The sequence below is a fragment of the Peribacillus sp. B65 genome (assembly GCF_058513295.1).
This window is the reverse complement of the sequence record NZ_CP195840.1, coordinates 1,035,925-1,061,030: the sequence shown is the minus strand read 5'-3', so window position 1 is coordinate 1,061,030 and position 25,106 is coordinate 1,035,925. Positions and strand designations below refer to the sequence as shown.

The following is a 25,106-nucleotide window of genomic DNA, read 5'->3' as shown; positions in this document are numbered from 1 at the left end:
CCTCTTTCAATCCTTTTCTAATTCCTCTTTAACTAACAATCTTTTTAAAAGTTTTCCCACTGTATTTCGCGGAAGTTCTTGTCTCAATTCAAATACTTTTGGTACCTTATAAGGCGTCAATTGGGAATAACAATATCCTTCTATTTCTTCAAGATCCACGGAAGCGCTTTCTTTAGGTACGATGAATGCTTTTACTATTTCGCCTTTTTCTTTATGGGGGATGCCCACCACAGCTGCCTCTTTAACTGCCGGATGTTCATACAGAACCCCTTCTACCTCCTGCGGGTAAATATTGAATCCGCCGACGATGATCATTTCTTTTTTCCTGCCGACGATATAGAAATAACCTTCGTCATCCATCACAGCAAGATCGCCAGTATATAGCCAGTCATTCTGTAAGGCCTTTTTGGTTTCTGCTTCGTTATTCCAATAACCCTTCATGATTTGCGGACCTTTTATGAGCAACTCCCCAACGCATGTGTTAGGCACTTCATTATTTTCATCGTCAATGATCATACAGTCAGTGCCTGGAAAAGGGATGCCAATGCTTCCTATTTTCCTTTTTCCGAAAGGCGGATTACGATGAGTGGATGGTGAGGCCTCCGACAAACCGAAACCCTCTCCGATTTTGGCACCGGTCAGCTCCTCGAATCGCTTAATTACTTCAACTGGCAGGGGCGCCGATCCACAAGAACAACTTTTTAAACAATTCAGTCCATAGTTTTCAATTCCAGGATGATTGACAAATGCATTATACATTTTTGGAACTCCTGGAAAGAAAGTCGGACGATGCTTTTTTATTTTTGCAAGTACTTCTTCAAGTTCGAATTTAGGAAATAAGAGGATGGCAGCTCCAATATAGATACCTAGATTCATTGCACTTGTCATGGCATAAACATGGTAAAGGGGCGTAGCTCCCAAAACGATTTCTTCGCCAGGTTTCAAGGAATCCCCATACATTTCAAAGCTCTGCACGACATTGGAGGTTAAATTATGGTGAGTGAGCATGACACCCTTCATTTTCCCAGTGGTGCCGCCAGTATATTGGATGACTGCAGTATCTTCATGCGGGCTTATCATTACGGGCTTCTTAATGGCGTCACCGGTCTTAATCATCGTTTGAAGGGAATAAGAGCCGTTTTGATCTTTTTCCGTATCAATGCAAACATCAAATTCAAATATCGCTTTCGTTTCTTCGATTGTAACTGCGGCCGTATTGTCAAATACGATATTCTTTGTATTTGAGTCTATTAAAATTTGCAATAGTTCCCGCGGTTTATACATGGGATTAATTTGTACAACCAACAGGCCTAGTGCCTGGGCAGCGTAATAACTGATAATGAAATAAGGATGGTTGGCCATCATCAGACCAATTCGTTCACCTTTAACAAAGCCCATTTCTCTCCATTTACCAGCAAGTTTGTCTACCTGCAATTTTAAATTCTTATAATCCATTGACTGGTCTTCATAAATGATGGCTGTATGGTGTGGAAACTTACTTGCTGTTATATCAAGCAGTGAATAGACGGATATTTCCGGTAGCTTCATAGATTTCATACTTTCAACATACCATTGCTCCCATGGTTTATTTATCGTTTTTCGCACCATTATCCCTCCACACATAAACGAATTTCATATCGTGCATGTTTATTTTATACTTATATGATTATGCAACTTGCATGCCAAGTCCTATAAAGGAGTAAAACAGCAAGATTTTACGTACAACTCAATTCATTTATGAATTTTATACACAAATAATGCCTTTCTGTAGGGGATTCATCGAAATGCCCATAATTCATTTTTGAATTTCAAACAAACTCCGATTGGTTTTCTAACGATTTTAAAAAGTAGGTTTTTTCCATATTATAGATTACATCTACTCACAAATCATGATTTTGAGTTTATCATGGTGTATAAAGAAATTTGAAAAGCCTATCCAGCTAAGGATGGGCAAGTGTAATATTTAATGAAACTTGGCTTACGAGTGTATTAAATAAAGAGCTCAATCTCCATTCCAGGATTTTTTAGCGTAGGCGCATTCGCAGACTGATTTTTCCAGCGCTGAATCCAAGATTCACCCAAGCCACATAACTGGTTCAATCGATCGGACCATCCTGTTAAGACCTAATATCTCGTTCTTTCACTTTTTAGTATCTCTCTTAGCGTTTGTTTGATGAACAATTCATATAAACTATGTGTCGATTAAGAAAAGGGGCTGCCGCAGCAACCCCGTTGTTTAACGAAAGCCCCCTCAAATCCTCTGGATATAGAGTGTTTTTTTGTGAATAATAAGATAATCATCACTTATGACCTTTACCAAGATTATCTGTTTTTCAATTTTACCAATTGAGAGAGTGATTGTTTTTCTGTTATGATTTACTTGTAAAGTCATAATATAACCTTGTTAACCATAACCTACTCAACATTATTTGGTTATGTATTACATAAAATTTGAAATTTGTCGGGATGAGTGATAAGGAAATGAATAATCAAAAAACACCTCAAACACCTGATTCTAATGTTAAAAGACTAGATCAGTCTGACCTTTCTCTAGCTGTTCGTTCATTTTTATCTAATTTAGATGTAAATGGAGAGTCACGATTGCCACAACGTGCTTATCTAGCTGTTCGACATGCGATTCGCCACCTTCAATTGCCGCCTGGACAGACTGTACTAGAGAGGGAAATGGCAGAAATCCTGGGCATGAGCAGGACACCTGTACGTGAATCACTTGTCCGTTTGGAAACGGAAGGCTGGGTACGGCTCATACCGCGTCGTGGTTTTATTGTTGCACCACTTGTAGCAGATGATCTTCAACAGATTTATGAAGTGGTGGAAGCGCTCGATGGTGTTGCTGGCAGACTCGCTACCGGTCGTGCTACTCACCAAGAGTTAAACCAACTTGAACATCTGATTGAAGAACAAGAAAAGGCACTAGAACTAAACGATCTACTTGCATGGACAGAACTCGATGATCAATTTCATAATTATATTGTTGATTTAGCTCAAAACCCACGCCTAAGAGGGATTGTTGATAGTCAGTCTGACCAACTCTATCGCGCACGCTTATACACAATTGGGCTTCGACCAAAGCCAACACGATCAGTGACTGAACATAAGGCGATTTTAGCAGTCATGCGAGCAGGCGAGCCTGAAGCTGTAAGAACTATGTTGCAATCTCATCGCTATAGAGCGCGCAACGAAATTCTAGATGCTCTTCAATCTATGCCTCCATTACCGGAAGAAACGGGAAATAACGAGACTTTTCCATGATTTAGACAGTCGTACTTAATATTGATAAATCAGTTTTGATATTTGGTTTATCATCATAAACTAACCCATTATGGAAATTCCGTAATATTAAAAAAGGCTGTAGTTGATTTCTGTTAAATCTCTACAGCCTTAATTTATTAATAATGATAGATTTTTACTCCATAACTTACTTGATGAATCTTACTTGTTTACTGATTAACTCATATTGTTCTTCCTTCTTTTTATTGAACTCCACCTTATTTTCTTCAAAGATGTTATTTCCTTCTGTATCAATGGAAACGATAAGAGGACCGAACTCATTCACTTCACATACCCAAAGAGATTCTGGCATCCCAAGGTCTTTCCAGTGTACTTCTCTGATCTGTTCAACCTTTGTTGCCGCATAAACTGCATTTCCGGCTGGATAGACGAGATGCAGCGCTTTATTATTCTTGCATCCTTCTTCAGTATTCTTCCCCATTCCACCTTTTCCAACAATAAGTTTAACACCTGTTTCTTCGATAAATTCCTTTTCGAATTTTTCCATTCTCATACTCGTTGTTGGACCAATAGAAACAATTTCGTACTGTTCCTTTCCAAGGTCTCTAACAATGGGACCTGCGTGAAATATGGCTTTGCCCTTAAGATCTACAGGTAAAGGGATCTTCTCTTCTATAAGTCTCCTGTGGGCAACATCTCTGCAAGTAACCAGTGTACCTGATAGGTAGATAATGTCTCCAATTCTTATGTCCTTAAGATCCTCATCTTTTATAGGTGTGGTTAATACTTTTTTACTCATAGTGTTACCCCCTCGTGAGTACTAATTTCATAGTTCAAATTACTGTCAAAGGTGATCTTTCCTCTTCTATGGGACCAGCACCCTGTATTAATTGCCACACCAATAGTAGAAGGATGTCTTGCCGTATTCACAACATTTACACCCATGACAGATTTAGATCCCTTAAGCCCCTGAGGTCCAAGGCCAATAGCGTTAATTCCATCTTCAAGAAGCTTTTCCATCTTAGCAGCATTTTCATTTTCATTACGACTTCCAACAGGTCTCATAAGAGCTTTTTTAGAGTTCATAGCTGCTGTTTCTACAGAAGTACCGACGCCCACACCAACAAGAAGTGGAGGACAGGCATTAATTCCATAACTAGTCATCCGATCGAGAACAAACTTTACCACGCCTTCATAGCCTTCACCCGGCATTAAAACCGTCGCCACTCCAGGAAGGGTACAACCTCCTCCTGCCATATAAGTATAGATTTCCACTTTATCACTGTCTTCTGCAATTTCCCAGAAGATGCTTGGTGAACCGTCACCGATGTTCTTTCCTGTATTGTACTCATCAAATGTTTCTACAGAATTGTGTCGCAATGGAGTTTCTTGAGTTGACTTATACACACTATCCCTCAGAATACTATCTAACTGTCCAATCAGGGGGAAGTTCTGTCCGCACTTAACAAAAAACTGGAGAACACCTGTATCCTGACATGAAGGTCTCTTTAACTCATAAGCCAGCTTTTGATTATCAAACATGGTTTTGTAAATGATTTTTGCAAGCTTATTATCTTCCTCTTCACTTAGTTCTTTCAGTTTATTTTCCACATCATCGGGAAGTTTGTAGCTGACAAGGGAGACAAACCTTGCCATCAAGTCAGTCATCTTTTCTTTTTGCTGTAACTTTTCCATAATAACACTCATAATAACTCTCCTTTTTTTATCTTTAATATTTTGTGTAGAAAGAGAAGAAAATTGGTAACTGTCTTCAAGGCTCAATGTAAGAATATTCTGACATCAAAACTCCGGCTCCAGCTATATCAATTGCTAAGTAAAGCTTTTCTAAATCCCTTAGCATCCACCATATGCCCATTTTCGATATACCCACAACCTCAAAGGGAGGAATCAAATTTCTGCATCAGGGATAGATGCAAAAAAAGATTTTTCCTTCATTGCTAGCTCTCCTACCACTATTCACATCTCTTGCATGTGAACCAGAGTAATGTAAATATCTTATGAGCTAATTATTAAATAACGTATACATTAAAGTCAATAGTTTTATTTCATATTATTAAAATTAATTTCCGGGTAAAAACGTAACTTCTCCACTATATTATGTATTTTCTACATTATTTTATAAATCTCATATTAAAAAGGTTGAATATTCTAAAAATTAAGTTGACATTAACGTATACATTAACATACAATCAAATTTAGAAATACAAGGAGTGATATTATTGGTCGCGCTTTCAAACAAAATTTCCATTTGTAATCATTCTTAATCTGGAGAACTTAGATTTTAGAAAAAAGTCCTGTCACTCAAAGATTATAGAAATGGGGGTGTACGTAAAAAAAGAGAACGTTTAATAACATTGCCCTACCAATGTATTCTCCTACATCCACGATTTGTTTTTTCGTATTATCATAAGTGATGAACATTTTTGTATACGCTTCCATTGCTAGCGAGTTAGTTTCATCAAATAAATGAAAAAGAACCTAGAACCTCATTTAAAGTTGGCCCTTCTGATAAGGTTCTGGATAAAAGATAAATATATTCAAAGCTTAATTTCGTAGTCATATACTTAACTATTTAAAATTACAAAAAACTTAGGTTCATACTTTATACGGGAGCTGGTTTGTATGTTAACATTCCTAGCATTATTAATGATCATTGTATTCATTGTACTTCTCTCAAAAAATAAATTATCTGTTTTCGGGGCATTAACAATTATTCCATTTGTCTTTGGAGCAATTGCAACCTTTGTAACGGGCGCTTCCTTTTTGGATCTGTTTGAATGGATTAAAGAAGGTATTTTATTTAGTGTAGATGAAGAAACAGGAAAGGTTTCTACTGGGGTTATTTCACCTGCTATCGTTATCTTATTTGCGGTGTTGTATTTTGGTTTAATGCTTAATGTCGGTTTGTTTGACCCTTTATGTGAATTCTTTATAAAAAAAGCAAAAGGGGACCCATTGAAAGTTACAATGGCAACCGTTTTAACTGCGACAGTAGTCACTATGAATGGTGATACTACTACAACCATTATCATTTGTGTTGCTGCTTTCCTTCAACTTTATAAACAAATGAATATTAAGCTAATTTATTTAGCAGTAATTATCGTTACCCCTATTGGAATTTTTAATCAGTTACCATGGGGAGGCCCAACAATTGCTGCAAGCACAGCAATGGGTGTAAGTATTAGCGAATTGTTTAAAGATTTATTGCCAGGAATGCTAGTTGCTGAAGTATTTGCAATTTTTATGGCTTATTTTATCGGAATAAAAGAAAGAAAACGCTTAAACTTCGATCCTAAGACAGCTAAAGATATTTCTCCAGAGCAATTGGAAAGTATGTTAAACGCTATTCGTCTAAAAGATCCTGAATTAAAGCGACCTAAACTATATGCTTTTAATTTGATTTTAACGCTAGCTATTTTAGTTATGCTTGTGATGGATGTTGCACATGGCGGTGTTTTATTTGGTATAGGTGCAGCAATTGCCCTTACGGTAAACTATAAGTCTACAAGTCTTATTAATAAACGAATTGATGACTTAGCGGCAGATGCTTTAGCACCAGCTTTGGCAACTTTGGCTGCCGGGGTTTTCTCTGGCGTTTTAACAGGTAGCGGGATGTCAACCGCTTTAGCAACATCTATTACAGCTATGATCCCAGAATCACTAGGCTCAAATATGGCACCAATCTACGCATTAATTGCAGCACCTGCAATTACATTTTTACCGCAAGATGCTTTCTATTTTGGGATTGCCGGCGTTATGTCAGATGTTATGGGCCAATATGGAATTTCTGCTAGCGAAGCAGCTGTAGCTTCCATGGTGGGACAAGCATTCCGTCTAATTTCACCAGTTATTCCAGCTCTATATATGTTAGTTGATTCTACGGAGACAAACTTTATAGACTTTCAAATAAAGTATGTAATTTATGCTTGGCCCATCATACTTATATACCTAGTTGTTTATACATTAACCGGGGCATTGCCGATATAGAAAAAAAGTCCTTATAAGAGCTTGATTGAAACAAATATCTTCCATTTCACTGCAACACAAATATACGCAGAATGTACATACACTAGAATAAAAGCATTCTATCAAAATCTTGTCGCTGCTACTGAATATAAGGCGTGTTTATTGAAAAGATGTAAAAGGATTACACAAATTAGTCAGGACTAATTTGTGTAATCCTTTTTTCAAAGCAAAATTCCCCTAAAAGTTACGACGCGAATCACTAGATTACTATTTACAGGAAGGATCTCGTTGATTTTTTTGCCATTATCATTACATTCTAACTATATATCTAGTGAATCCATAATAAACTAAGTTTCAACTTGATAAATTCCAAAAGTGAACAGTGGGATTTCAGAAATATACGGTTCTGCTGAATTTATAACATAGTTTGCTAAAGAGGAAACAGATCGAGTATCTTCAGAATCGTAATTATTTTTGGTGAATTATATAAAAAATACATTTAATATGACATTTGTAGTTGTATTAACTTTAATAGCATGATCGATCAACTTGATTGTTTATAAAAAAATTACCAACTCAATTAAAATTGGTCATCACTTTTTTATTGAATTCCTTTACTTTTTGATTCTCTTTTATACCCACATACCCATCGTTCCTTTGCATTGGGTGGCTTTTTCATTTTTTTCAACCACGTTTTCGGAGAACTTATTATCATCATAAATTTCACTTTTTCGTTCACCATTCCTCATGCCCCAACATATAATACCTCAAAGGAAAACCGGGGGTATCAACATGCAAGACAATCAACATGGATCGCAAATGAATGAGGTTGAAAAGTTTGATGAATGGGTAAAAAGTTTTTTTCTGGATCCGGAAACTTGTGCGTTGGATCATCAACTTTTTTCAATTGATATATACGAAAGTGACGATGAGTATATGGTGGAAGCGGTTTTGGAAGATCATGATGTGAAAGATATTAAAGTATGCCTAAGTGATAATGAGCTATCGATCATCGTTGACGATACTCATAAGCCATTTCTTGATAAAAAAGAAGATAAACTACCCACACAGAGAAAAATCCCTTTCCCCTTTTCGATTTGCTCACGCAGAATTACCGCTGAATTCTCGAATCCGATCTTGGTGATTCGCATCCATAAGTTTTCCCCCGGAAAAACAGCAGAAGATATTAACATTGAGTAGTCCGTTCATTAAAAATAAAAAGAATGGCCTGGGGAACTCCCCTTAGCCATTCTTTTTTGTTGATTACCCAGCAAAATAAAAGGACGTCCGGCTTCCTTTTTGTGTCGAAATGACTTGAAGCTGGGCATCGATTCTTTCTTTCAATTCCGGGACATGGGATATTATCCCGACCAATCTCCCGGTGCTTTGTATATCCATTAATGCTTCAATTGCATGATCAAGAGATTCAGGGTCGAGCGTACCGAAACCTTCATCGATGAACATCGTTTCAAGTGAAATTCCGCCAGCATTCTGCTGGACAACATCCGCAAGACCCAAGGCAAGTGCAAGGGAAGCCTTAAAGCTCTCTCCTCCCGAAAGGGTTTTGACATGCCTCTCTTGTCCTGTATATTGATCATACACAGATAACTCCAGACCGCTCTGGATATTCCTGCGTGTAGGATCAAGCTTTCGCAATAACTGATATCTTCCGCTTGTCATTTTCAGCAGCCTTGAATTGGCTTCTTTTAGGATATCATCTAAAAAGGCTGCCAATACATAACGTTCAAAAGTTATTTTGAAGGAGTTTTGACCTTTGGAAATCTCAGACAGATGACCGACGATACTGTACCTTTCATCCAAACTTTTCTGTTCTTCCCTGATTTGCGCCAATTTCCTATCGATTTCTTCGTTAGTCCGTTTTTCAGCCTGCAACTCATTCTGATTTAGGCGTAAAGACTCCAATTCTCCATCTATGAAATCGAAAGTCTTTTTCAATCCTTCAAGATCCGGTTTGGTCACATCTTTTAATTTCATTTCCAAGTCATGAAACAGACTTAAAACACTTTGCCAATTTTGATTATACTGCTGAACTTGATCTTCCAAATTTCCAAGAGCAGCTTCCGATTTTTTTGCTGCCGTATATTCTTTATAATTGGAAAAGCCCTGATTGGTCATTTCAGTAATTAACTTTTCCCGCTCCTCTTTCAATTCTGTCTTGAAAGCCTCTATATTTCCACTTAAGGATTCTGTTTTTGCAATGATGGCCGACTCTCTTTCCTTCACCAGTTGAAGGTTTTTTTGTGCATCTTCCAAGGCCGATTGTAAGCGTTTCTGTGTTTTTACAGCCATTTGATAAACAGCATTATATTCTTCCTCTGTCCTTATTCCGTCAGGCAGGGAATCGGTTAATCCTGTTAGTTTTGTAGAGTTTTCAATATACCTGGTTTTCCCTTCGTCCTCTTTTCTTTCTAAAGAGATCAGATTCTCCTTTAGCTGGGTTGCCTGGTCTTTTAAATCAAGTAACCTTTTTTCCAGATCATTGAATACAGACTTTTTCCGCATCAATTCTTTTAGCTGCTCTTGCAGCACTTTGCCTTTTTGTACAAACTGTGTCAAATGCTCTTCAATATCCTCAAACCTAAACTCCGGCAAGTCATTTTGTAAGTCACAAAGCTTTTCTTGTGAAGACTCTGCCAGTGCATCATATTTGGATTTCGTTTGATAATATTCACTTTCCGCTTGGCTTTTTTGTTGTTCCGCAGATTTCAGCTTGTTTTCTTGCTCTTTCAGTTCCAAATCCGTCGGCATATGCTCATGCATTTGCGCAGGTTTTGGATGGCTTTGCGAACCGCAAACAGGACAATTTTCTCCTGAGTGCAGCATGGAGGCAAGCATACCCGCTTGGCCTGATCTCCAGTTCCGATTCAGGGTTTCCAGTTTTTCCTTCTCCTGAGTTTGTATTCTTTGTAACTCATGGAACCGAATATTCTTTTCATCCAGAACCCGTTTCGTATTAGTTATTTCATTAAGAACTTCTTGAAGCTTTTTAATTTTCGATAACGAAGAATTATTTCTTTCTGCTTCAATTTCCTGATCACGATAAAGGGCAGCTGCTTTTTCCGCTTCTGTTTTTTCTTGAGCGACTTTCTCTGCTTCCGCTTCAATCGCCAGATGTTCCGAAACAGTTTTTTCACGAAGTCGTTTACTCGTTTGCCACTCTTTTTCGTCTAAAGTAACCTGTGCTTTTAAGCTTGCAAAAGTCCTGACAGCCTCTTTTACCTGCTCAAGCTGATGAACAGTTCGGACTGCCTGCTCTCTTTCATTTCCCTTCAACATTTCCTTATCATAGGAATCCTGCTTCTCAATGCGCTCAGCCCGTAACTTATCGGATTGCTCACTTAACTTTTGAAGTTCGGTACTAGCATCTTGTACTTGTTTGCCGATACGCAAATAGTATTGTTCCTGCTTTTCAAGCGATGCCGCTTTGTGTGCCATTTTTATTTGGACTTTCACTAGTTCCATTTCTGGCAGCTTTGCTTCAAGGTTTTCCTTTTCTTTTCGCAGTGTTTCTTTTTCCGAAAATCGATTTAATAAATCGACAGCTTTTGAAAGTTCTTGATTTACATGATCACGGGCTTTTTGCTTTTCCTGTATTTGTTTATTTATATACTCATTTTTTTCTGTTGCTTGCAAAATGACTTCCTGTAACAAGGGCAAGACCTGCTGTTCATTAGGCTCTTCCCCTTGTAATTGCGCCTGCAATTTTTCATGATTGCCAGGCTGGATGCCTTTCATTAATTCGATTCTCCGCTGAGCACTTTTTTCACTTTGCTTTCTTAGGATCGAAGCCTCTTCTTTTAACTTTTCTTCTATTCGTTTATAAAGTTCAGTATGAAATAACTTCTGAAGAATCTGTTCCTTATCCTTGCTGTCGGAAGTTAACAGTTTTCGGAATTCATTCTGAGGAATCATCAGGATTTGCCGGAATTGATTCGCATCAAGCCCAATGAGTACTTTTATTTTTTCTTCAACTTCTCGTACATTTGCACCCAGCAATTTTTTTCCTTCGGCCAATATCTCATATAATTCAGCCTTTGCTCCAACCGTTGTTGTTCCTTCACCTGCTTTTTTCTTGCGTTCCTGCTGCGGCGACCGGGTCACCAAATACGTTTTTCCTCGCAGGGTAAATTGTAATGAAACTTCCGTCAACATATCATCTTCTGCAAACTGACTTCGCAAATCTTGCCCGCTGCGATCTTCACCGCTGGCTTTACCATATATCGCAAAACTAATCCCATCAAATATCGTTGTTTTCCCTGCGCCTGTCTTTCCAGAAATGACAAACATGGTCCGTTCTCCTAGGGAATTAAAATCAATGGTTTCCCTTCCTGCATATGGTCCGAATGCCTGCATCGTTAAAATATCCGGTCTCATTTCAAAGCCTCCTCTTTCTTAACAGCTTCAATTACCGAAACCATCAAATCCTGCTTTTTGGAATCAAAGGCCCGATCTGTCATTTCTTGATAAAACGTCTCGAACAGGTCCAATTCCGATTTCCGTTCATCTTTTACTGAAGAGAAGGAATTTTTTCTCCTAAGGTCGGTCAAATCCCATTTACGTTCTAGATGTAGTACGTTCGGATAAATCTGGCGCAAGCGATTTATGGGATCGATGAGTGCCCCCTCATCATTTAGTGTTATTTTTAAATAGTCATCCTTTTTTTGCGATTGATAAAAAACGGGATCAAGCAACTCTTCCATCGATCCGGATATTTCCCTCATATCGAACTTGGGTGCCAAAGAACGATAGCGAATATCAAAGCTTCCATCTTCTTGCATATCGACGATCGAAAGCGACTTATTCTGCTTGGCCTCGGAAAAAGAATATTTTAATAGTGATCCAGAGTAAAACACCTTAGGATGACGTATCGCGTCTGGACTATGTAAATGCCCAAGTGCCGTATAATCGAACGCATCGAATAAGTCGGATGAAACACAGCCAGAACCACCTACCGACAAGATCCTTTCCGAATCGCTCGTTTTTCCGCCTAATACAAAAGCATGTCCTACGAAGACATTCGGCTCATCCTTATTGAAATTCTCAGCAATCGTTCCGGTTATCCGCTTCATAGCTTCTTGATGGGAATGGATACTATCATCTTCAAAAAGATGGCGAACCGTCCCAGGTTCTGCATATGGAACACAATAAAAGTTCACTCCCTTGATGCGAACCGGCTCACATGTTTTTGTCAATTTCCCATGAATGTATAACTGGCTATGACGATACCATGATGAACCGAATGCCAGTCTTTCCGCAGAATCATGGTTTCCCGATATCGCAACGATCGGTGTATTCATTTTCACATTAATCGTATAAAGGATTTCATCAAGCAGCTCCACCGCTTCAGTCGGCGGAACGGAACGATCATATAGATCACCGGCGATCACAACCGCATCCGGTTTTTCCTCTTCGACAATTTCTATGAATTGCAAGAGCGCATGCCTTTGGTCATCTGTCATATGTACCCCGTGAACGATTTTCCCTAAATGCCAATCAGCCGTATGGATAAATTTCATAGTTTCACTCCGTCCTAATTTTTACTTACTATTATTATATCAAAAATTTTACGAATAGCATGGTTTGGGTACAGACGTTCTAATTTTTACCACACCGCACTATTCTTTTGAATTATTCAGAATAAAAAAAGCAAACTCCAAAAGAGTCTGCTTTTTTCATCATTAGCTGAATAAGTGTTCATATGGACCCATATTCACCTTTCTTTCAGCTAATTTTTTTTGTAAAAATTTATGATCACGTTTTGGTGTGGCAATGATATAGCCGCGTATCACTAAATCTTCCGTAATATCGCCCGCTTTTTCCTTTAACGCCAACTCTCCGATTTTCCCTGCGATTTTATGTCGTGCAACATCACGAAAAAGTTCTGGCACAGGGCTCACTAAATCTTCTAGTAATTCCTTTTGCTGCTTTGACCATAAGTGCTTTGTTTGTTCCAAATAGTATTCTTCCCAATCCATATCGGATTTCCCATCTTCTTTGGGAAATCTTTTCAGGAACTTTCGAAACATGAAAAAGCCACCTATGCTCATCAATATAATTAAAAGGGCTACCCAAAATAGAATAAACCATAAAAACCATCCGCTAAGCAAAGTACCACCTCATATGTATAGAATGATCGTCACTATTATTATAGACAGTAACCCATATCTTTACAAGACTGGCAATGCAATCATTCTTGACCGTTCACTTCCAGCAAGACAAGCGAAAAATCCCCCACCGCATTTTCTTCATATAGATTCGTGACCGAAGTTGCATAGTTAAAGATCTCTGCACGAAACTCCTCGTTTGACTGTGGAATCTTTATATCAAATACCATTTGATAAAGCAATGTTGTAATATCATGATATTCACTATGTGTAACCTTAAAGTTAAAACTGATTTTCCTGATTTCCTTACCTTCAGAATCCTTTACATTTTCAGCATGAAAATCAGTAACATGAATTGGAACATCGTTTAAAATGACCTCGTCTACCATTATCAACATCTCCTTAATAAAGTGGTTAAAGACATGTTATCACTAGGAGCTTTCAGCGCCAATCATTCAACCTTGAAAAAATGAAAAAACGTGCACAGGAAACCCGCGCACGTTTTTTTCCAATCAATTTACTTTCCCTTTTTGACGATTATTCTCCATTTAGCATCATCGATTTGCTCAAACTCCGTGATTTCATGACCTTCGGTAGCAGCCCAACGGGGAATGCTCTCCGTTGCTTGTGTGCAATCGAAATTAATGATCAATTCCTCTCCTTTTGCCATGTCCACTATCGCTTCTTTCGCTTCCACTAAAGGGAATGGACATACCATCCCAGTCGTTTCCAATACCTTTGCCATTTATATTCCACTCCTTGATCAAAAATTTTCGGCTCGTATCTTAAGCCGCTTTGGATGCAGCAGCTGTCTGCTTTTGCTTACGGATAATCGTGAAATAAGTTGCTACCCATGTACCCAGCAGGAAAAAGACAATCGCGATCCAACCTTGCCAAGCAAATAACGCCGAGTTCACCAGTCCATTTCCGATTGTGCATCCTCCGGCAACACTTGCGCCGAATCCCATGGTTACACCGCCAATTGCATTGTTACGTAACGTTTTCATATCAGGCAAACGCCAACGGAATTCCCCGCTCCCTTTGGCTGCAATGAAAGCACCAAGGAAAATGCCCAATACTAAAAACGTACCCCAATCGATTAACGCATCATCTCCGGTTATAAGGAAAGTTAAAATGTTCGCGGAAGGCGCTGTAATTCCCAGTCCGAACATTCGGCCTGTCATTGCACTTAGCGGCCATGCCATGATTGCAATAAGGCCAACCAATAATGCTGTAACAAAAGGATGCCAACGTTTCTCGAATAAGATGTGGGCCAATCCCGTCTTTTTCGGCTTCATTTTAAAAATTGGCAGTTTCGGCTTTCTCAATTCACGAATCACCAATATGCCAACCAAGAGTGTCACAATAATCACAAGCACCCAAGGCGAAACATTTAACGTTTCATGAATATACGTATCATTTGTACGATATGATAATAGATTATCTCCAGCCACTTTCCATATACCATATTTCGTCATTGCTGCCCCTAGCATATATCCAAAAAGGGCAACCCAACTTCCGATCATGCCCTCTCCGGCACGATACCATGTTCCAGTGGCGCAACCTCCTGCCAGAACCATACCAATACCAAAAATAAAGCCACCCACGATTGTTCCCAACCATGGAAAACCATCATTTCCAAACTGAATGACCCCTGTATCATTCAATGCATAAACACCAATACTTTGTATCGCTATAACAACAAATGTAGCCAAAAACATCCGTCCATCTTTAGCTAAAATCAAATCACGATATGCACCAACAACACAGAAACGGCCTCTTTGAAGCACAAATCCAAGCAATAAACCACAAATAATCCCGAACACAATCATTTGTAACATGTACCGTTTCCTCCTTAAGTAAAATAATAATAATACTAATATAATATAATCCGGATGAAATTACTAGGTTTTTGGATTATTTTTTTTACTCATGAAAAGTTCCAGGCAAATGAAAAACCCGAGTCATCATGAATATCGACTCAGGTTTTTTTGATTATCACACCATACTGCTTGCCGAAACTGGCTGCTTTAACTTTTTTATATTGGTAAAGCATGGCAATTCTCCACGGAACGATCATCGCGAAAGCAAGTAAGAAAAACATTCCGCTCAATACACCGATTTCAATCGTGCTTCCAAGCATCAGTTTTGCCACCAGTCGAATCACCATGAGACCAATCAATATGAATATGAACGCTTTAGAGCGCAGAATATAAATTTTTTCATCTCTTACTTCAAATTTAGATGTTTTAATCAATAAGATAGAAAATAACATCCCTGCAACAATAGCCTCCAGCAATTCGTATCGAGTCACACGGAACATCGGGAAAATAAACATTAAAGCACCCGTACTCATAAACAGCGGCGGTAAGATGATTTTCTTTTCATTCACTGGTTTTTTCGTTTCCTTCATCCGTAATATGAAAACACCTATAGCCATCACGATCGCTATACCTGTTGATATATATATCATCTCTTAACCATCCCTTTAAACTAAAAATAGGTAAGTACCATTAAAAATTATATATGACTTCAATTTATAAACAAAGTATATATTACCTATTTGAGATAAACAAGGAGGTGTTATTGAATAAGCTACCTTTTGATGCTTCCAATGCCCCGCCTTCGTCCAAAGGCTTGAAGAAAAAAATCTTGCACCCTGGCTTACTATAGCCTTTGATAACCATATTTTTGCTGACCACCTATAGCAGAGCTTATTATAACCTTTGCGGCATGAAATTCCTTTTTAATTTCTTAGGTCAGGATTTAATTTTGATATACCGACAATTCAGTGAATGACCTTAGACCCAAAATAAACGAAATTGATACCATAAGACCTAATAGCAGGCAATCAACTAGAATATTGAAAAAATAACTTATTATGGACTAAAAACCCGTGAAGCCGCCGAATAGTCTAGACAGGACTGCAATTATTTTGGTCATCCAATTAAAAAACAAAATCACACCCATTACAATCATTAAATATCCGCCAATCTTCATGATGTATTGGCTGTACTTTTTGATCCATTTCAATTTTCCGACAAAGAAGGATAATATGAAAAACGGTATGGCAAATCCTAAAATATAGGCAGTCATATAGCTCATGGCGGCACTAGGATTTGTTGCACCCAGTGAAATGACAGCGCCTAATAGCGGACCTGCACAAGGGGTCCATCCAGCGGCAAAGGCCAGTCCGATAAGAATGGAACCTATATATCCGCTAGGTCGGTTCTTGAATTCAAAGCGGCTGTCTTTCATCAAAGATTTCGGCTGAAAGATTCCTACAATGAATAAACCAAAAATGATTATCAGGATGGCGCCAATCTGACGAATTAATTCTTTGTAATCCGCGAAAAAAGAACCTAGGTATGATGTGCTAAAACCTATTGCGATAAAAACCAGAGAAAACCCAAGCAGGAAGAATAAGGTATGCAGCATGCTCCTTCTTTGGAGCATGGCGTTCTCGGATTTGATTTCACCAACACTCATACCAGTGATATAAGATAAAAAGGCCGGATATAACGGTAAGCAGCATGGCGAAATAAAACTCAGGAATCCCGCCCCAAATGCTAAAAACATATTAATATCATTCAAATAAGCTCACTCCTATGTATGTCAACCTATAAACATTGTAACAAATAAGATAAAAAAATACATTTATGGAACTGTGAATATTTCATGACAGTCAATTGCCTAAAAACAGAATGGGGCGACGGTTTAATTTTCAATAAGATAACTTATTTGAATTCATTAGTCCAAGCCGATATAATTGTTATATTCATACAGATTTTACAACGAACACATAAATTAATGGTACCATGAAAAAATGTTGGGCCAGAAAGGAAATATAATGGCTAAAAAGAATGAATTTCTCGAACAGATTGAATTGAAGAGAAATGAACTTATCAAGATTGTCGCTAAAGATGGTTTGAACTCAAATGTTGCCGTTGAATACAGCCAGCAACTTGATCAATTATTAAATAAATATAATGAACTTTTTTATAAAACAGGTACAAATTTTTAACCCAGTACCTCTCCCATTGATAACCACATATATTATTATATGATTTATTTTGCTGTCAATCTCCCCTTTTTCATTCTTTCACAATTTGAATACATAGGCATGACATTTGCTATATTAAAAAACAGGCAAGCACTATGGGCGCTGCCTGTTTTCCTGTTTTTTCATTTAAAATAATGCTTAAAAAGCATGTAGCAATATCAACATCGGATGTCGGTGCATAGTTTGTCACAACAAGAACGATAGGAGATCCAGCTAAGATGGAAGAACCGTCCGGAACAGTGATCACAAGACTTCCTACCCCAGTGGCACCTGGTGTGTATGTTGTTAAATCCTCCATTTGCAGCACCCCATTAATAAACACCTCATATGAACTGTTTTCAGTACTTAATACAGGCAGTACAGTCGCAGGGTCACCAGTATCCGAGAAAAAGCTTGCTGGATCAATTGAAAGCGTGGTTGGACCAGTCGATGCGGCAGGCACCTCATAAAATAATCGGGTGACCAATGGATTCACATTGATCACCGAGGTAGCCGCTATCGCTAATTTCATTATTTTTAACGGCAAAATATTCACCTCTCTTCTCTCCATGCTATGACTTTTGCAAAAGGAATTGTATAGACAATTTTCAAAAATGGTCCTCACGATAATCTGTACTTTATGTAAAATGTATAAGGAGATAAGAAAAGGGGAGAGTTTTAGAAATGCACAGTAAATATTTCCGTTTCATTAAAGAAGATACAGCTATCCCGAGACCTTTGTTGTTTTTCCCTAAGTGCTCTCCCAACGAAGTTCGCACGAGGATCCCAAAAAGAATCATTTCTTATGAATTTTATGCTATTGCAAATGGGTGCCAACGGATTTATGAAGAAAAAGACGGAATAGCTGACATAGACAATCAGGTAATACTTGATCCATCAAATGTATCCTATATGAATTTATTCATAAATGGTGTATTGCAGCCCCACGATAATTACACCGTTGAAAAAGGAAAACTTAAATTGAATACGATTGATATCCCAATAAAAGGTACACCAATCATTTTGCAAATGTTCATTATTTAAATGAGCGGCCTGTTCCTAAACGATTCCTAAATTAAATAAAATTGAAATTGAATTTCATATACTAATCATGAGGAAAATTGAGTAATTTACGAGTAATTGCGCGGAATTCACGAGTAAAAGTATAAAACTTACGAGTAAATCAGCATATTTCACGAGTAAATCAGCAAAATTCACGAGTAATTGCGTAAAACGCATGAGTAAAGTGTAATTCACGAGTAAACGAGCCAAACTCACAAGTAAATCAGCAAAATTCTCGAGTAAATGAGCAAACCTCACGAGTAAAAGTGTGAAATTTACGAGTAAGATAGATATAGCAGTAGGGTATCCGTTTGAAGACCTTAATTGCGACTATGAAATTCAAACTGAAGCTAACCTACAGTAGGAAAAAGGAATGTGTTACGGTTCTGACTTATTGTTTTGCTCCAGGCAAAGTTCATCTGTTTTCCAAATCCCTCCTGTTGAAATAAGTCATAAGAGATTAAATTATGTTTGACAAATCACTAAAATAAGATTATCTTTAATTAAAGATAAATTAATTCGAGATAACATCTTTTTTTAAAATCACAAATCTCGAATTAAAGATATCTAAATTCAAATTAAATTCCAGGAGGAATCATAAATGATTGGTATAGGCTTATTAGTTATACGTGTAGTTATCGGTTTATCGTTTGTAGGTCATGGGGCACAAAAATTATTTGGTTGGTTTGGCGGTCATGGCTTGAAAGGTACAGGAGGCTGGTTTGATTCGATTGGCATGAAGCCAGGAGTTACCATGGCCCTATTTGCTGGTCTATCAGAGCTTATTGGCGGAGCTTTGTTTGCATTAGGTCTCTTTACACCCTTTGCAGGTATATTGATTGCACTTACAATGCTCGTTGCGATCGTTAAAGTCCATGGAGCAAATGGCTATTGGGCAACTCAAAACGGTTATGAATATAATCTTGCCATCCTTGCAGTGGCGATTGGCATAGCGTTAACGGGAGCTGGCCCATACTCACTTGATTCCTTTCTATTTTAAGGAAATCGGTGGGTTTGCTAAATCTCTACATTACGGATAACACGGAGTGGGTTTAATCCACTCCGTGTTTTTTTCTTTTTCCCCATTGCTCAGAAATTTTTATCTTGGTTATTAAAGCTTAAAAATCGAGTAATGGATACTTCGATTATTGTGTTGAGGAAATAGGAACATAGGTTGTCCCATATTTAAATAAGATGGTTTCAATATTGAAATGCAAACTACCTGTGAAATCACTACTACAAATGAGTTGGAATAATGCCATTAAATTCGAATCCTATTCTTTATGTTCCTGCAAACAATTGTTCCTAATTTGAAATATTATGTCTAAAAACCAAGACTCATAATCAGGAAAAATATAGTACAGTATAAATGAGAATGATCATAACCTCATGTTCTTTTATCTCCGGGTGTTATTAATCTGTTGTTAGAATGGGGGGCCCATGAGGCAAGTCATTATTAATTTCAGTTGCATTCTAATAATATCAGTGATTTTATTTTTTATCTTTAGCTATGATGCTTCTTTAGATGAACATTTTATATTGTCTCTTTTACTTATCATTTCTCTGCAAATATCTTTGATATTAGCTATTCTGTTAAAAAGAAGGTAACACCAGAAGAGCAACCATTAATTAATGGTTGCTCTTCTGGTGTTACCTAACGTCCTTCCTAACCTTTTTCAAGTGTTCCGTAAAGAAAGCCCCTTTCCTCACCAAAATTTCCGAATGCATCTGCCGATGAGACTTAATTTCTAGTCAATGAAAATTCTAAATCTTTCCCCTGTTTTATTTTCCGAAACAGCTTAGAAATAGAATACTCAGTTTAAGGATTCAATTTGAAATTCACTTAATAGATTCTCACTCCTATAAGTGGTATCTCCATAAACATAAAAACCCCTGATAAGGAACACTTTTATCCTTATCAGGGGTTATTGAAAACCAGAATGCATTTTTTACTTTATTCTACCCCTGGGAACCATCCTGGAGAGTGGATGATCGCTTGCCATAATGGATCTGGAATATCTAGTTGCAGCTGATTATCTTTGTTTATTTTTGTCACGATTTCTGCTTCCCTGCCTTGCTCCACTTTTTGTACCCATTCAGGATCGATTATGATTTCACGGCCTAATGCGATTAACGGAATCCCGGATTGCAGTGCTTTAATCGCATCATCCGCTGTATAGATGGAACCAACTCCAATGACGGGAACTTGATCTCCGATACGTTCTTTTATAATTTCTATCCGAGGTCGGTCAACGTCGGCTCCCCGTCTTGCTTTCGACCAGAATTCCATTAATGAAACATGAAGATAATCCAAATCCTTTGTTACAAGTCCATCAATCAATGCAAGTGTATCATCCATGGTTATTCCTGGAGTTTCCGGCTCCTCCGGTGAAAAACGATATCCTACGATGAAGGGATCCTTTGCATGTTCAGCAACAGCCTTTTTCACTTCATCCACAACCGATAATGGAAAAGTCAGGCGCTTTTCAAGGGAACCGCCCCACTTGTCTTCACGACGGTTTGAATGAGGAGAAAAGAATTGCTGAAGCAAGTACCCATTAGCACCGTGAATTTCTACACCGTCAAATCCCGCTTCAATGGCACGTCGGGTGGTTTCACCAAAGTCGAGAATGATCGATTCTATTTCCTTTTCAGAAAGTGGACGCGGAACTGCTTTCCCTTCGCCTTCCGACGGGATATTGCTTGCGCTGACTACATCACCATCTACTAATTCCGGTGGAACCTCTCGGCCGCCATGAAAAATCTGGAGAATTGCCTTTGCCCCTTTCGCTTTAATCGCTGATGCCAATCGATTTAGACTAGGTATCAATTCATCCTTATCTCCGCCAAATTCCCCATGAAAACCTTTTCCATTAGCCGTCACGTAAGTACAAGCCGTTATAACCAGGCCTACACCGCTTGACCGGCGTTCATAATAATTAACTTCTGCGTCGGTAACGGTACCGTCAGAATTAGAAGAGAAATTTGTCATAGGTGCCATCACCAATCGATTTTTCAATTCCATTCCCTTTCCTAAATTGAACGATTCAAATAATGGTGTATATTTAGAATTCATTTAGTAATCCTCCATTTTGTAACCCACTGGTTTGTATAATAAATCAAATCCGCAAACTAATTTAAATATCATGCATACTTTGCGATTAATGCCGAAATGGCTTCTTTTGGCTGGAAGCCAATAGCTTGATCTACCTTTTCTCCATCTTTGAATAGAATAAGTGCTGGAATTCCCATCACTCCATATTCGCTTGTCGTATTTGAATTTTCATCCACATTAAGTTTTACGATTTTAACCTGATCACCCATTTCCTCATCGATTTCATTAAGAACTGGGGCAATCATTTTGCACGGACCGCACCACGGTGCCCAAAAGTCAACCAATACCAAACCTTCCTTGATTTCACTAGCAAAATTATCATCTGTAACATGTTCTATTGTCATGATCATTTCCTCCTTGTATTATCCGAAATATTTATGGTCTTTACTCACCATCTATTTAAAATCAAGTTTTGCGATTCTATTTCCCGGGATAAAAGCCTCTGATTTCCTGGCATTTATTTTCGGATGGATTTTGATGGATTCCAATTTACCGGATAACTCCATGAACCATGTTTCATCTTTAGAAAGTAAAGCCAAATCAATTAAGGCCAAAAGATGTGTTTCGTTACTGATTTCTAGATCCGGCAGCTTTTCAGTCCATCTACTTGGAATCCAAATAGATTTCCCAACCGCTTTTTCATTGTCACTTTCCACCACATTCACTTTAACAATTTCACGATTATCGCTCACATTTTCAACGAAACCATGGATAAGTTCTCCATCTCTTGATTTTCCCTGTACCCAATCCCCATTTTTGAACAGATTGTTTTCAACCATTTCCTTAACACCCCTTTTATATTCATTTAATATTAAAACTATAGTTATTAACTGTATTAATAAAATATACATTTTGTGCAAAGAAAAAACTAAATCAATATCACGGACATTGTTTAATTTTTTCCAAAAAAGTGCTGAGAGTTATATCTTCTAAATATTTTTCAAAATACAATTCTGCTTCATCGAATATTTGATCCATGACTACCTGGGTATTGGAGGATATGACACATTTTTTCTCCGGATCGCCTGTACACCATTTCGGTTTCAAGGTTCCATGTGAGACCGTTATATAAATATCTGCCAAACTTACCTCTTCAGGATTACAGTCTAGAATATAACCTCCGCCCACACCTTCTTTCGTTTTAACAAATCCCTTTTTTCTTAAGCAGCTCATCATTTTCCGAATCCTTGCCGAGTTTGTACAAACGTTTTCTGCGATTGACTCACTGCTTGCCATATGATCTGGTAGATAAGCTAAATAGACCAAACTATGCACAGCTATTGTAAAATCACTATTCACTTTTCGCATCCTCCTCAAGGAGATTACTGTAATTTTAATGTTTACAGTTGGTAAAGTCAACTCAAAAAACTCAACAGAGTTCTCAACTTTGTCGATTACTTTATGATTGCAATGAAATTCCCTCCTATACACAAAGGATTGAGGGAATTTCATTCAGCTAATTTTACAAACCGATAATATCATCGTTGAGAAAGATTCAAAGCCGTACTAGCCGCTTTAAGATTCACTTTCGATTGCTCAATTATATCCTGAGGATGATAATAACCTTTTGAAACCATGTAATCACTTATTAGCCCATGTGTTTCTACAGCAGACCTCAGCTGTTCCCGTAATGCAGCCCTCAATTAAGGGGAAGCTGTTTCTGTTATGGCGAAAGCCGTATTTCTTATTCCTGATTTGGCAGAATTCAGAAAGTCAGTAGCAATAACCTGATCGGTCATACCACCCATCCCCGCCATATTTTGCAAAAAGTTAGTCATTGTCTTCCCTCGCCTTGGTTTACCAGGATTTCCTGTAATTTTTTAATATGCTCTCTTCCGCTGCTCATGTCTTGTAAAAGAATGTTTTTTAATTCCGTGTCTTGGACTAACCCATTCATTGTAGAAGCTTTTGATAGACAAAGGTTTTTGAAGTTCAATATTTCATGCAGTTCTAACGTTTCATGCAGTCCCAACTTTTCCACAAGAAGCATCTCTCCTTTCAGTAACAATCACTTACTTATCTTTCGTTGTTCAAAAGCTCTTATTCATTCCTTTTCATTTTTTTAGAAGGTTAAAACCATTTGGAAAACAACATGTAGTCACATGGAGAAATGGGCGGGTTTTTTGGATATTCAGAAACAACTGGCGGTTATGCTGGAGGACAAGCAGAATATATGCGGGTCCCTTATGGGAATTTCACTCCTTTTAAGATTCCAGAAGACTGTGAGATTGAAGATGAAAAATTGATATTACTCGCCGATGCAGCTTCAACCGCATTTTGGAGCGTTGATCATGCAGGAGTAAAACCAGGTGATACTGTAATCGTCTTAGGCTGCGGTCCCGTTGGATTACTCGTACAAAAATTCGCTTGGTTCAAAGGAGCGAAAAGGGTCATTGCCGTCGATCATCTCAACTATCGTCTGAACATGCAAAAAGGACAAATAAAGTCGAAATCGTAAATTTCGAACAATATGAAAACGTAGGGGATTATCTCAAAGACATAACTAAAGGCGGAGCCGATATTGTAATTGACTGTTCAGGCATGAGTGGTAAAATGACTCCCATGGAATATCTTGCAACGGGGCTTAAGCTTCATGGCGGTGCAATGGGTGGTATTGTAATCTCCTCACAAGCGGTCCGTAAAGCAGGAACCATTCAAATAACTGGTGCTTACGGAGGGCGTTATAATGGCTTTCCGCTAGGAGATATATTTCAAAGAAACGTGGATATCAAGACCGGACAAGCTCCCGTTATCCATTATATGCCATATCTCTATAATCTAATATCTGAAGGAAAAGTTGATCCTGGCGATGTCGTAACCCACGTACTACCATTGGATCAAGCTAAACATGGTTACCAAGTATTCGATACAAGGACAGACGGATGCATTAAAGTGGTGTTAAAACCGTAAGTATTATATAAAAAATTGAATGGCCAGGCATTCAAATTCAGAAACGATACATGAATTATAGTAAGTTTCTGAATTTGATGAATCCTGTGTAGTAGTTCGAAAGTCACATGAACTAGATTCCCTCTATATGAAACCTTTCAAGCCCATGATTGCCCTCTTGCTTATCTCCTTACAACACAAAAAACCCCTCTCTCTGATTTAGTTTCCACCAGAGAAAGAAGTTTCGGATTAGTAACGAAAGATAAAGCAAAAACAAGGAAAATTTATGATGAAAGATTCACTCTTCACGGTAGTTATGATTTGCTTATCTTATAATTGCTATCTTATTTTGTTTGTTGTTTATTCATGGCGCTCATCATTTGATTAATTTTCTTTTGGGATGGTTTCATACCCATTTGCATCATCATCATTTTCAGCATCTGTTCGTTAATTGGCGGATTTTTCTTTAAGTAATCCATCATGTATTTACGAGCGATGAAAAATCCCAGCACTACTCCAGCAATCAATGCCAGTACGCCAACTAGAATGTAAACCCACATACTATTTCCTCCTTCGTGTTGTCTAACATCAGTGTACTAGACCAAAGGTTATTATACAATACCCGCTACTGAAA

24 protein-coding genes and 2 pseudogenes are annotated in these 25,106 nt (G+C 38.0%); 7 read left to right on the top strand and 19 right to left on the bottom strand.

Annotation, left to right across the window (positions count from 1 at the left end; genetic code table 11):
* Positions 1-6: 6 nt before the first annotated feature.
* The gene (locus ACSR9O_RS05255; RefSeq protein ID WP_491724069.1) at positions 7-1,605 is read right to left on the bottom strand and encodes a long-chain-fatty-acid--CoA ligase; all 1,599 of its coding nucleotides are present in this window, start codon (positions 1,603-1,605) and stop codon (positions 7-9) included.
* A gap of 861 nt (positions 1,606-2,466) precedes the next feature.
* On the opposite strand from ACSR9O_RS05255, the gene ACSR9O_RS05250 reads away from it, so the two are divergent.
* Positions 2,467-3,273, top strand: coding sequence for a GntR family transcriptional regulator (locus tag ACSR9O_RS05250; RefSeq protein WP_491724068.1), 807 nt, complete (start codon positions 2,467-2,469; stop codon positions 3,271-3,273).
* A gap of 166 nt (positions 3,274-3,439) precedes the next feature.
* On the opposite strand, the gene ttdB is transcribed toward ACSR9O_RS05250, so the two are convergent.
* Both ttdB and ttdA read right to left on the bottom strand, forming a co-directional pair.
* On the bottom strand, positions 3,440-4,051 hold the full coding sequence (gene ttdB, locus ACSR9O_RS05245) for a L(+)-tartrate dehydratase subunit beta (protein ID WP_133345379.1): 612 nt from the start codon (positions 4,049-4,051) through the stop codon (positions 3,440-3,442).
* The gene (gene ttdA, locus ACSR9O_RS05240) at positions 4,048-4,959 is read right to left on the bottom strand and encodes a L(+)-tartrate dehydratase subunit alpha (RefSeq protein ID WP_230176523.1); all 912 of its coding nucleotides are present in this window, start codon (positions 4,957-4,959) and stop codon (positions 4,048-4,050) included. Before ttdA ends, ttdB begins: the two co-directional genes overlap by 4 nt.
* A 936-nt stretch (positions 4,960-5,895) precedes the next feature.
* Here ttdA and ACSR9O_RS05235 point away from each other — a divergent pair.
* Positions 5,896-7,260 (top strand): citrate:proton symporter, encoded by a 1,365-nt coding sequence (locus tag ACSR9O_RS05235; protein WP_402942134.1) that lies wholly within the window; start codon positions 5,896-5,898, stop codon positions 7,258-7,260.
* Between the two features lie 771 nt (positions 7,261-8,031).
* Positions 8,032-8,439, top strand: a complete 408-nt coding sequence (locus ACSR9O_RS05230) for an Hsp20 family protein (RefSeq protein WP_101221663.1) — start codon at positions 8,032-8,034, stop codon at positions 8,437-8,439.
* Positions 8,440-8,502: 63 nt separating this feature from the next.
* On the opposite strand, the gene ACSR9O_RS05225 is transcribed toward ACSR9O_RS05230, so the two are convergent.
* From ACSR9O_RS05225 to ACSR9O_RS05190, 8 genes are all read right to left on the bottom strand, one after another.
* Positions 8,503-11,634 carry an SbcC/MukB-like Walker B domain-containing protein gene (locus ACSR9O_RS05225; protein WP_260357276.1) on the bottom strand — a complete coding sequence of 1,044 codons (3,132 nt, stop codon included), beginning with the start codon at positions 11,632-11,634 and terminating at the stop codon, positions 8,503-8,505.
* A complete protein-coding gene (locus ACSR9O_RS05220) occupies positions 11,631-12,776 on the bottom strand; it encodes an exonuclease SbcCD subunit D (protein ID WP_101221661.1) in 1,146 nt (381 codons plus the stop codon). The genes ACSR9O_RS05225 and ACSR9O_RS05220 overlap by 4 nt, the downstream gene beginning before the upstream one ends.
* 162 nt (positions 12,777-12,938) lie before the next feature.
* Positions 12,939-13,367 carry a DUF2621 domain-containing protein gene (locus ACSR9O_RS05215; RefSeq protein WP_137018029.1) on the bottom strand — a complete coding sequence of 143 codons (429 nt, stop codon included), beginning with the start codon at positions 13,365-13,367 and terminating at the stop codon, positions 12,939-12,941.
* Positions 13,368-13,447: 80 nt separating this feature from the next.
* Positions 13,448-13,753, bottom strand: coding sequence for a DUF3219 family protein (locus ACSR9O_RS05210; RefSeq protein WP_101221659.1), 306 nt, complete (start codon positions 13,751-13,753; stop codon positions 13,448-13,450).
* Between the two features lie 128 nt (positions 13,754-13,881).
* Positions 13,882-14,109, bottom strand: a complete 228-nt coding sequence (locus ACSR9O_RS05205; RefSeq protein WP_048685981.1) for a sulfurtransferase TusA family protein — start codon at positions 14,107-14,109, stop codon at positions 13,882-13,884.
* Positions 14,110-14,149: 40 nt separating this feature from the next.
* Positions 14,150-15,205: a YeeE/YedE family protein gene (locus ACSR9O_RS05200; protein WP_202190537.1), complete on the bottom strand. Its 1,056-nt coding sequence runs from the start codon at positions 15,203-15,205 to the stop codon at positions 14,150-14,152.
* Between the two features lie 140 nt (positions 15,206-15,345).
* Positions 15,346-15,837, bottom strand: a complete 492-nt coding sequence (locus ACSR9O_RS05195; protein WP_491724067.1) for a CcdC family protein — start codon at positions 15,835-15,837, stop codon at positions 15,346-15,348.
* 413 nt (positions 15,838-16,250) lie between these two features.
* On the bottom strand, positions 16,251-16,958 hold the full coding sequence (locus ACSR9O_RS05190; protein ID WP_101221657.1) for a cytochrome c biogenesis protein CcdA: 708 nt from the start codon (positions 16,956-16,958) through the stop codon (positions 16,251-16,253).
* A gap of 256 nt (positions 16,959-17,214) precedes the next feature.
* Between ACSR9O_RS05190 and ACSR9O_RS05185 the strand changes: the two genes are divergently transcribed.
* Positions 17,215-17,388, top strand: a complete 174-nt coding sequence (locus tag ACSR9O_RS05185; protein ID WP_101221656.1) for an aspartyl-phosphate phosphatase Spo0E family protein — start codon at positions 17,215-17,217, stop codon at positions 17,386-17,388.
* Between the two features lie 109 nt (positions 17,389-17,497).
* On the opposite strand, the gene ACSR9O_RS05180 is transcribed toward ACSR9O_RS05185, so the two are convergent.
* Positions 17,498-17,977 carry a DUF4183 domain-containing protein gene (locus tag ACSR9O_RS05180; RefSeq protein WP_491724066.1) on the bottom strand — a complete coding sequence of 160 codons (480 nt, stop codon included), beginning with the start codon at positions 17,975-17,977 and terminating at the stop codon, positions 17,498-17,500.
* 113 nt (positions 17,978-18,090) lie between these two features.
* Here ACSR9O_RS05180 and ACSR9O_RS05175 point away from each other — a divergent pair, with 113 nt between their 5' ends.
* Positions 18,091-18,450 carry a DUF4183 domain-containing protein gene (locus tag ACSR9O_RS05175; protein ID WP_491724065.1) on the top strand — a complete coding sequence of 120 codons (360 nt, stop codon included), beginning with the start codon at positions 18,091-18,093 and terminating at the stop codon, positions 18,448-18,450.
* A gap of 619 nt (positions 18,451-19,069) precedes the next feature.
* Positions 19,070-19,468, top strand: coding sequence for a DoxX family protein (locus ACSR9O_RS05170; protein WP_101221655.1), 399 nt, complete (start codon positions 19,070-19,072; stop codon positions 19,466-19,468).
* Positions 19,469-20,422: 954 nt separating this feature from the next.
* On the opposite strand, the gene ACSR9O_RS05165 is transcribed toward ACSR9O_RS05170, so the two are convergent.
* The 6 genes and pseudogenes from ACSR9O_RS05165 to ACSR9O_RS05140 form a co-directional block, all read right to left on the bottom strand.
* Positions 20,423-21,544 (bottom strand): NADH-dependent flavin oxidoreductase, encoded by a 1,122-nt coding sequence (locus ACSR9O_RS05165; protein ID WP_491724064.1) that lies wholly within the window; start codon positions 21,542-21,544, stop codon positions 20,423-20,425.
* Positions 21,545-21,612: 68 nt separating this feature from the next.
* Positions 21,613-21,927, bottom strand: coding sequence for a thioredoxin (trxA, locus tag ACSR9O_RS05160; RefSeq protein ID WP_101221652.1), 315 nt, complete (start codon positions 21,925-21,927; stop codon positions 21,613-21,615).
* 51 nt (positions 21,928-21,978) lie between these two features.
* Positions 21,979-22,362, bottom strand: a complete 384-nt coding sequence (locus ACSR9O_RS05155) for an IDEAL domain-containing protein (protein WP_230176529.1) — start codon at positions 22,360-22,362, stop codon at positions 21,979-21,981.
* A gap of 100 nt (positions 22,363-22,462) precedes the next feature.
* Positions 22,463-22,882, bottom strand: a complete 420-nt coding sequence (locus ACSR9O_RS05150) for an RrF2 family transcriptional regulator (RefSeq protein ID WP_101221650.1) — start codon at positions 22,880-22,882, stop codon at positions 22,463-22,465.
* Between the two features lie 179 nt (positions 22,883-23,061).
* Positions 23,062-23,361, bottom strand: a pseudogene (locus ACSR9O_RS05145) (spore coat protein).
* Positions 23,358-23,573, bottom strand: a complete 216-nt coding sequence (locus tag ACSR9O_RS05140) for a hypothetical protein (protein WP_491725446.1) — start codon at positions 23,571-23,573, stop codon at positions 23,358-23,360. Before ACSR9O_RS05140 ends, ACSR9O_RS05145 begins: the two are co-directional and overlap by 4 nt.
* 111 nt (positions 23,574-23,684) lie before the next feature.
* Between ACSR9O_RS05140 and ACSR9O_RS05135 the strand changes: the two are divergent.
* A pseudogene (locus ACSR9O_RS05135) lies at positions 23,685-24,493 on the top strand (zinc-binding dehydrogenase); the annotation flags it as partial.
* Between the two features lie 323 nt (positions 24,494-24,816).
* Here the strand turns inward: ACSR9O_RS05135 and ACSR9O_RS05130 are convergent.
* Positions 24,817-25,032, bottom strand: coding sequence for a YneF family protein (locus ACSR9O_RS05130; RefSeq protein WP_034312934.1), 216 nt, complete (start codon positions 25,030-25,032; stop codon positions 24,817-24,819).
* Between the last annotated feature and the right edge of the window lie 74 nt (positions 25,033-25,106).

Excerpts from the sequence above, each read along its gene's own strand:
- ACSR9O_RS05225 (WP_260357276.1), bottom strand. The coding sequence starts at position 11,634 with ATGAGACCGGATATTTTAACGATGCAGGCATTCGGACCATATGCAGGA.
- ACSR9O_RS05200 (WP_202190537.1), bottom strand. The coding sequence starts at position 15,205 with ATGTTACAAATGATTGTGTTCGGGATTATTTGTGGTTTATTGCTTGGA.
- ACSR9O_RS05210 (WP_101221659.1), bottom strand. The coding sequence starts at position 13,753 with ATGGTAGACGAGGTCATTTTAAACGATGTTCCAATTCATGTTACTGAT.
- ACSR9O_RS05235 (WP_402942134.1), top strand. The coding sequence starts at position 5,896 with ATGTTAACATTCCTAGCATTATTAATGATCATTGTATTCATTGTACTT.
- ACSR9O_RS05155 (WP_230176529.1), bottom strand. The coding sequence starts at position 22,362 with ATGGTTGAAAACAATCTGTTCAAAAATGGGGATTGGGTACAGGGAAAA.
- ACSR9O_RS05220 (WP_101221661.1), bottom strand. The coding sequence starts at position 12,776 with ATGAAATTTATCCATACGGCTGATTGGCATTTAGGGAAAATCGTTCAC.
- ACSR9O_RS05195 (WP_491724067.1), bottom strand. The coding sequence starts at position 15,837 with ATGATATATATATCAACAGGTATAGCGATCGTGATGGCTATAGGTGTT.
- ACSR9O_RS05205 (WP_048685981.1), bottom strand. The coding sequence starts at position 14,109 with ATGGCAAAGGTATTGGAAACGACTGGGATGGTATGTCCATTCCCTTTA.
- ACSR9O_RS05185 (WP_101221656.1), top strand. The coding sequence starts at position 17,215 with ATGGCTAAAAAGAATGAATTTCTCGAACAGATTGAATTGAAGAGAAAT.
- ACSR9O_RS05230 (WP_101221663.1), top strand. The coding sequence starts at position 8,032 with ATGCAAGACAATCAACATGGATCGCAAATGAATGAGGTTGAAAAGTTT.
- trxA (WP_101221652.1), bottom strand. The coding sequence starts at position 21,927 with ATGACAATAGAACATGTTACAGATGATAATTTTGCTAGTGAAATCAAG.
- ACSR9O_RS05130 (WP_034312934.1), bottom strand. The coding sequence starts at position 25,032 with ATGTGGGTTTACATTCTAGTTGGCGTACTGGCATTGATTGCTGGAGTA.
- ttdA (WP_230176523.1), bottom strand. The coding sequence starts at position 4,959 with ATGAGTGTTATTATGGAAAAGTTACAGCAAAAAGAAAAGATGACTGAC.
- ACSR9O_RS05175 (WP_491724065.1), top strand. The coding sequence starts at position 18,091 with ATGCACAGTAAATATTTCCGTTTCATTAAAGAAGATACAGCTATCCCG.
- ACSR9O_RS05165 (WP_491724064.1), bottom strand. The coding sequence starts at position 21,544 with ATGAATTCTAAATATACACCATTATTTGAATCGTTCAATTTAGGAAAG.
- ACSR9O_RS05170 (WP_101221655.1), top strand. The coding sequence starts at position 19,070 with ATGATTGGTATAGGCTTATTAGTTATACGTGTAGTTATCGGTTTATCG.
- ACSR9O_RS05180 (WP_491724066.1), bottom strand. The coding sequence starts at position 17,977 with ATGGAGAGAAGAGAGGTGAATATTTTGCCGTTAAAAATAATGAAATTA.
- ttdB (WP_133345379.1), bottom strand. The coding sequence starts at position 4,051 with ATGAGTAAAAAAGTATTAACCACACCTATAAAAGATGAGGATCTTAAG.
- ACSR9O_RS05250 (WP_491724068.1), top strand. The coding sequence starts at position 2,467 with ATGAGTGATAAGGAAATGAATAATCAAAAAACACCTCAAACACCTGAT.
- ACSR9O_RS05140 (WP_491725446.1), bottom strand. The coding sequence starts at position 23,573 with ATGCTTCTTGTGGAAAAGTTGGGACTGCATGAAACGTTAGAACTGCAT.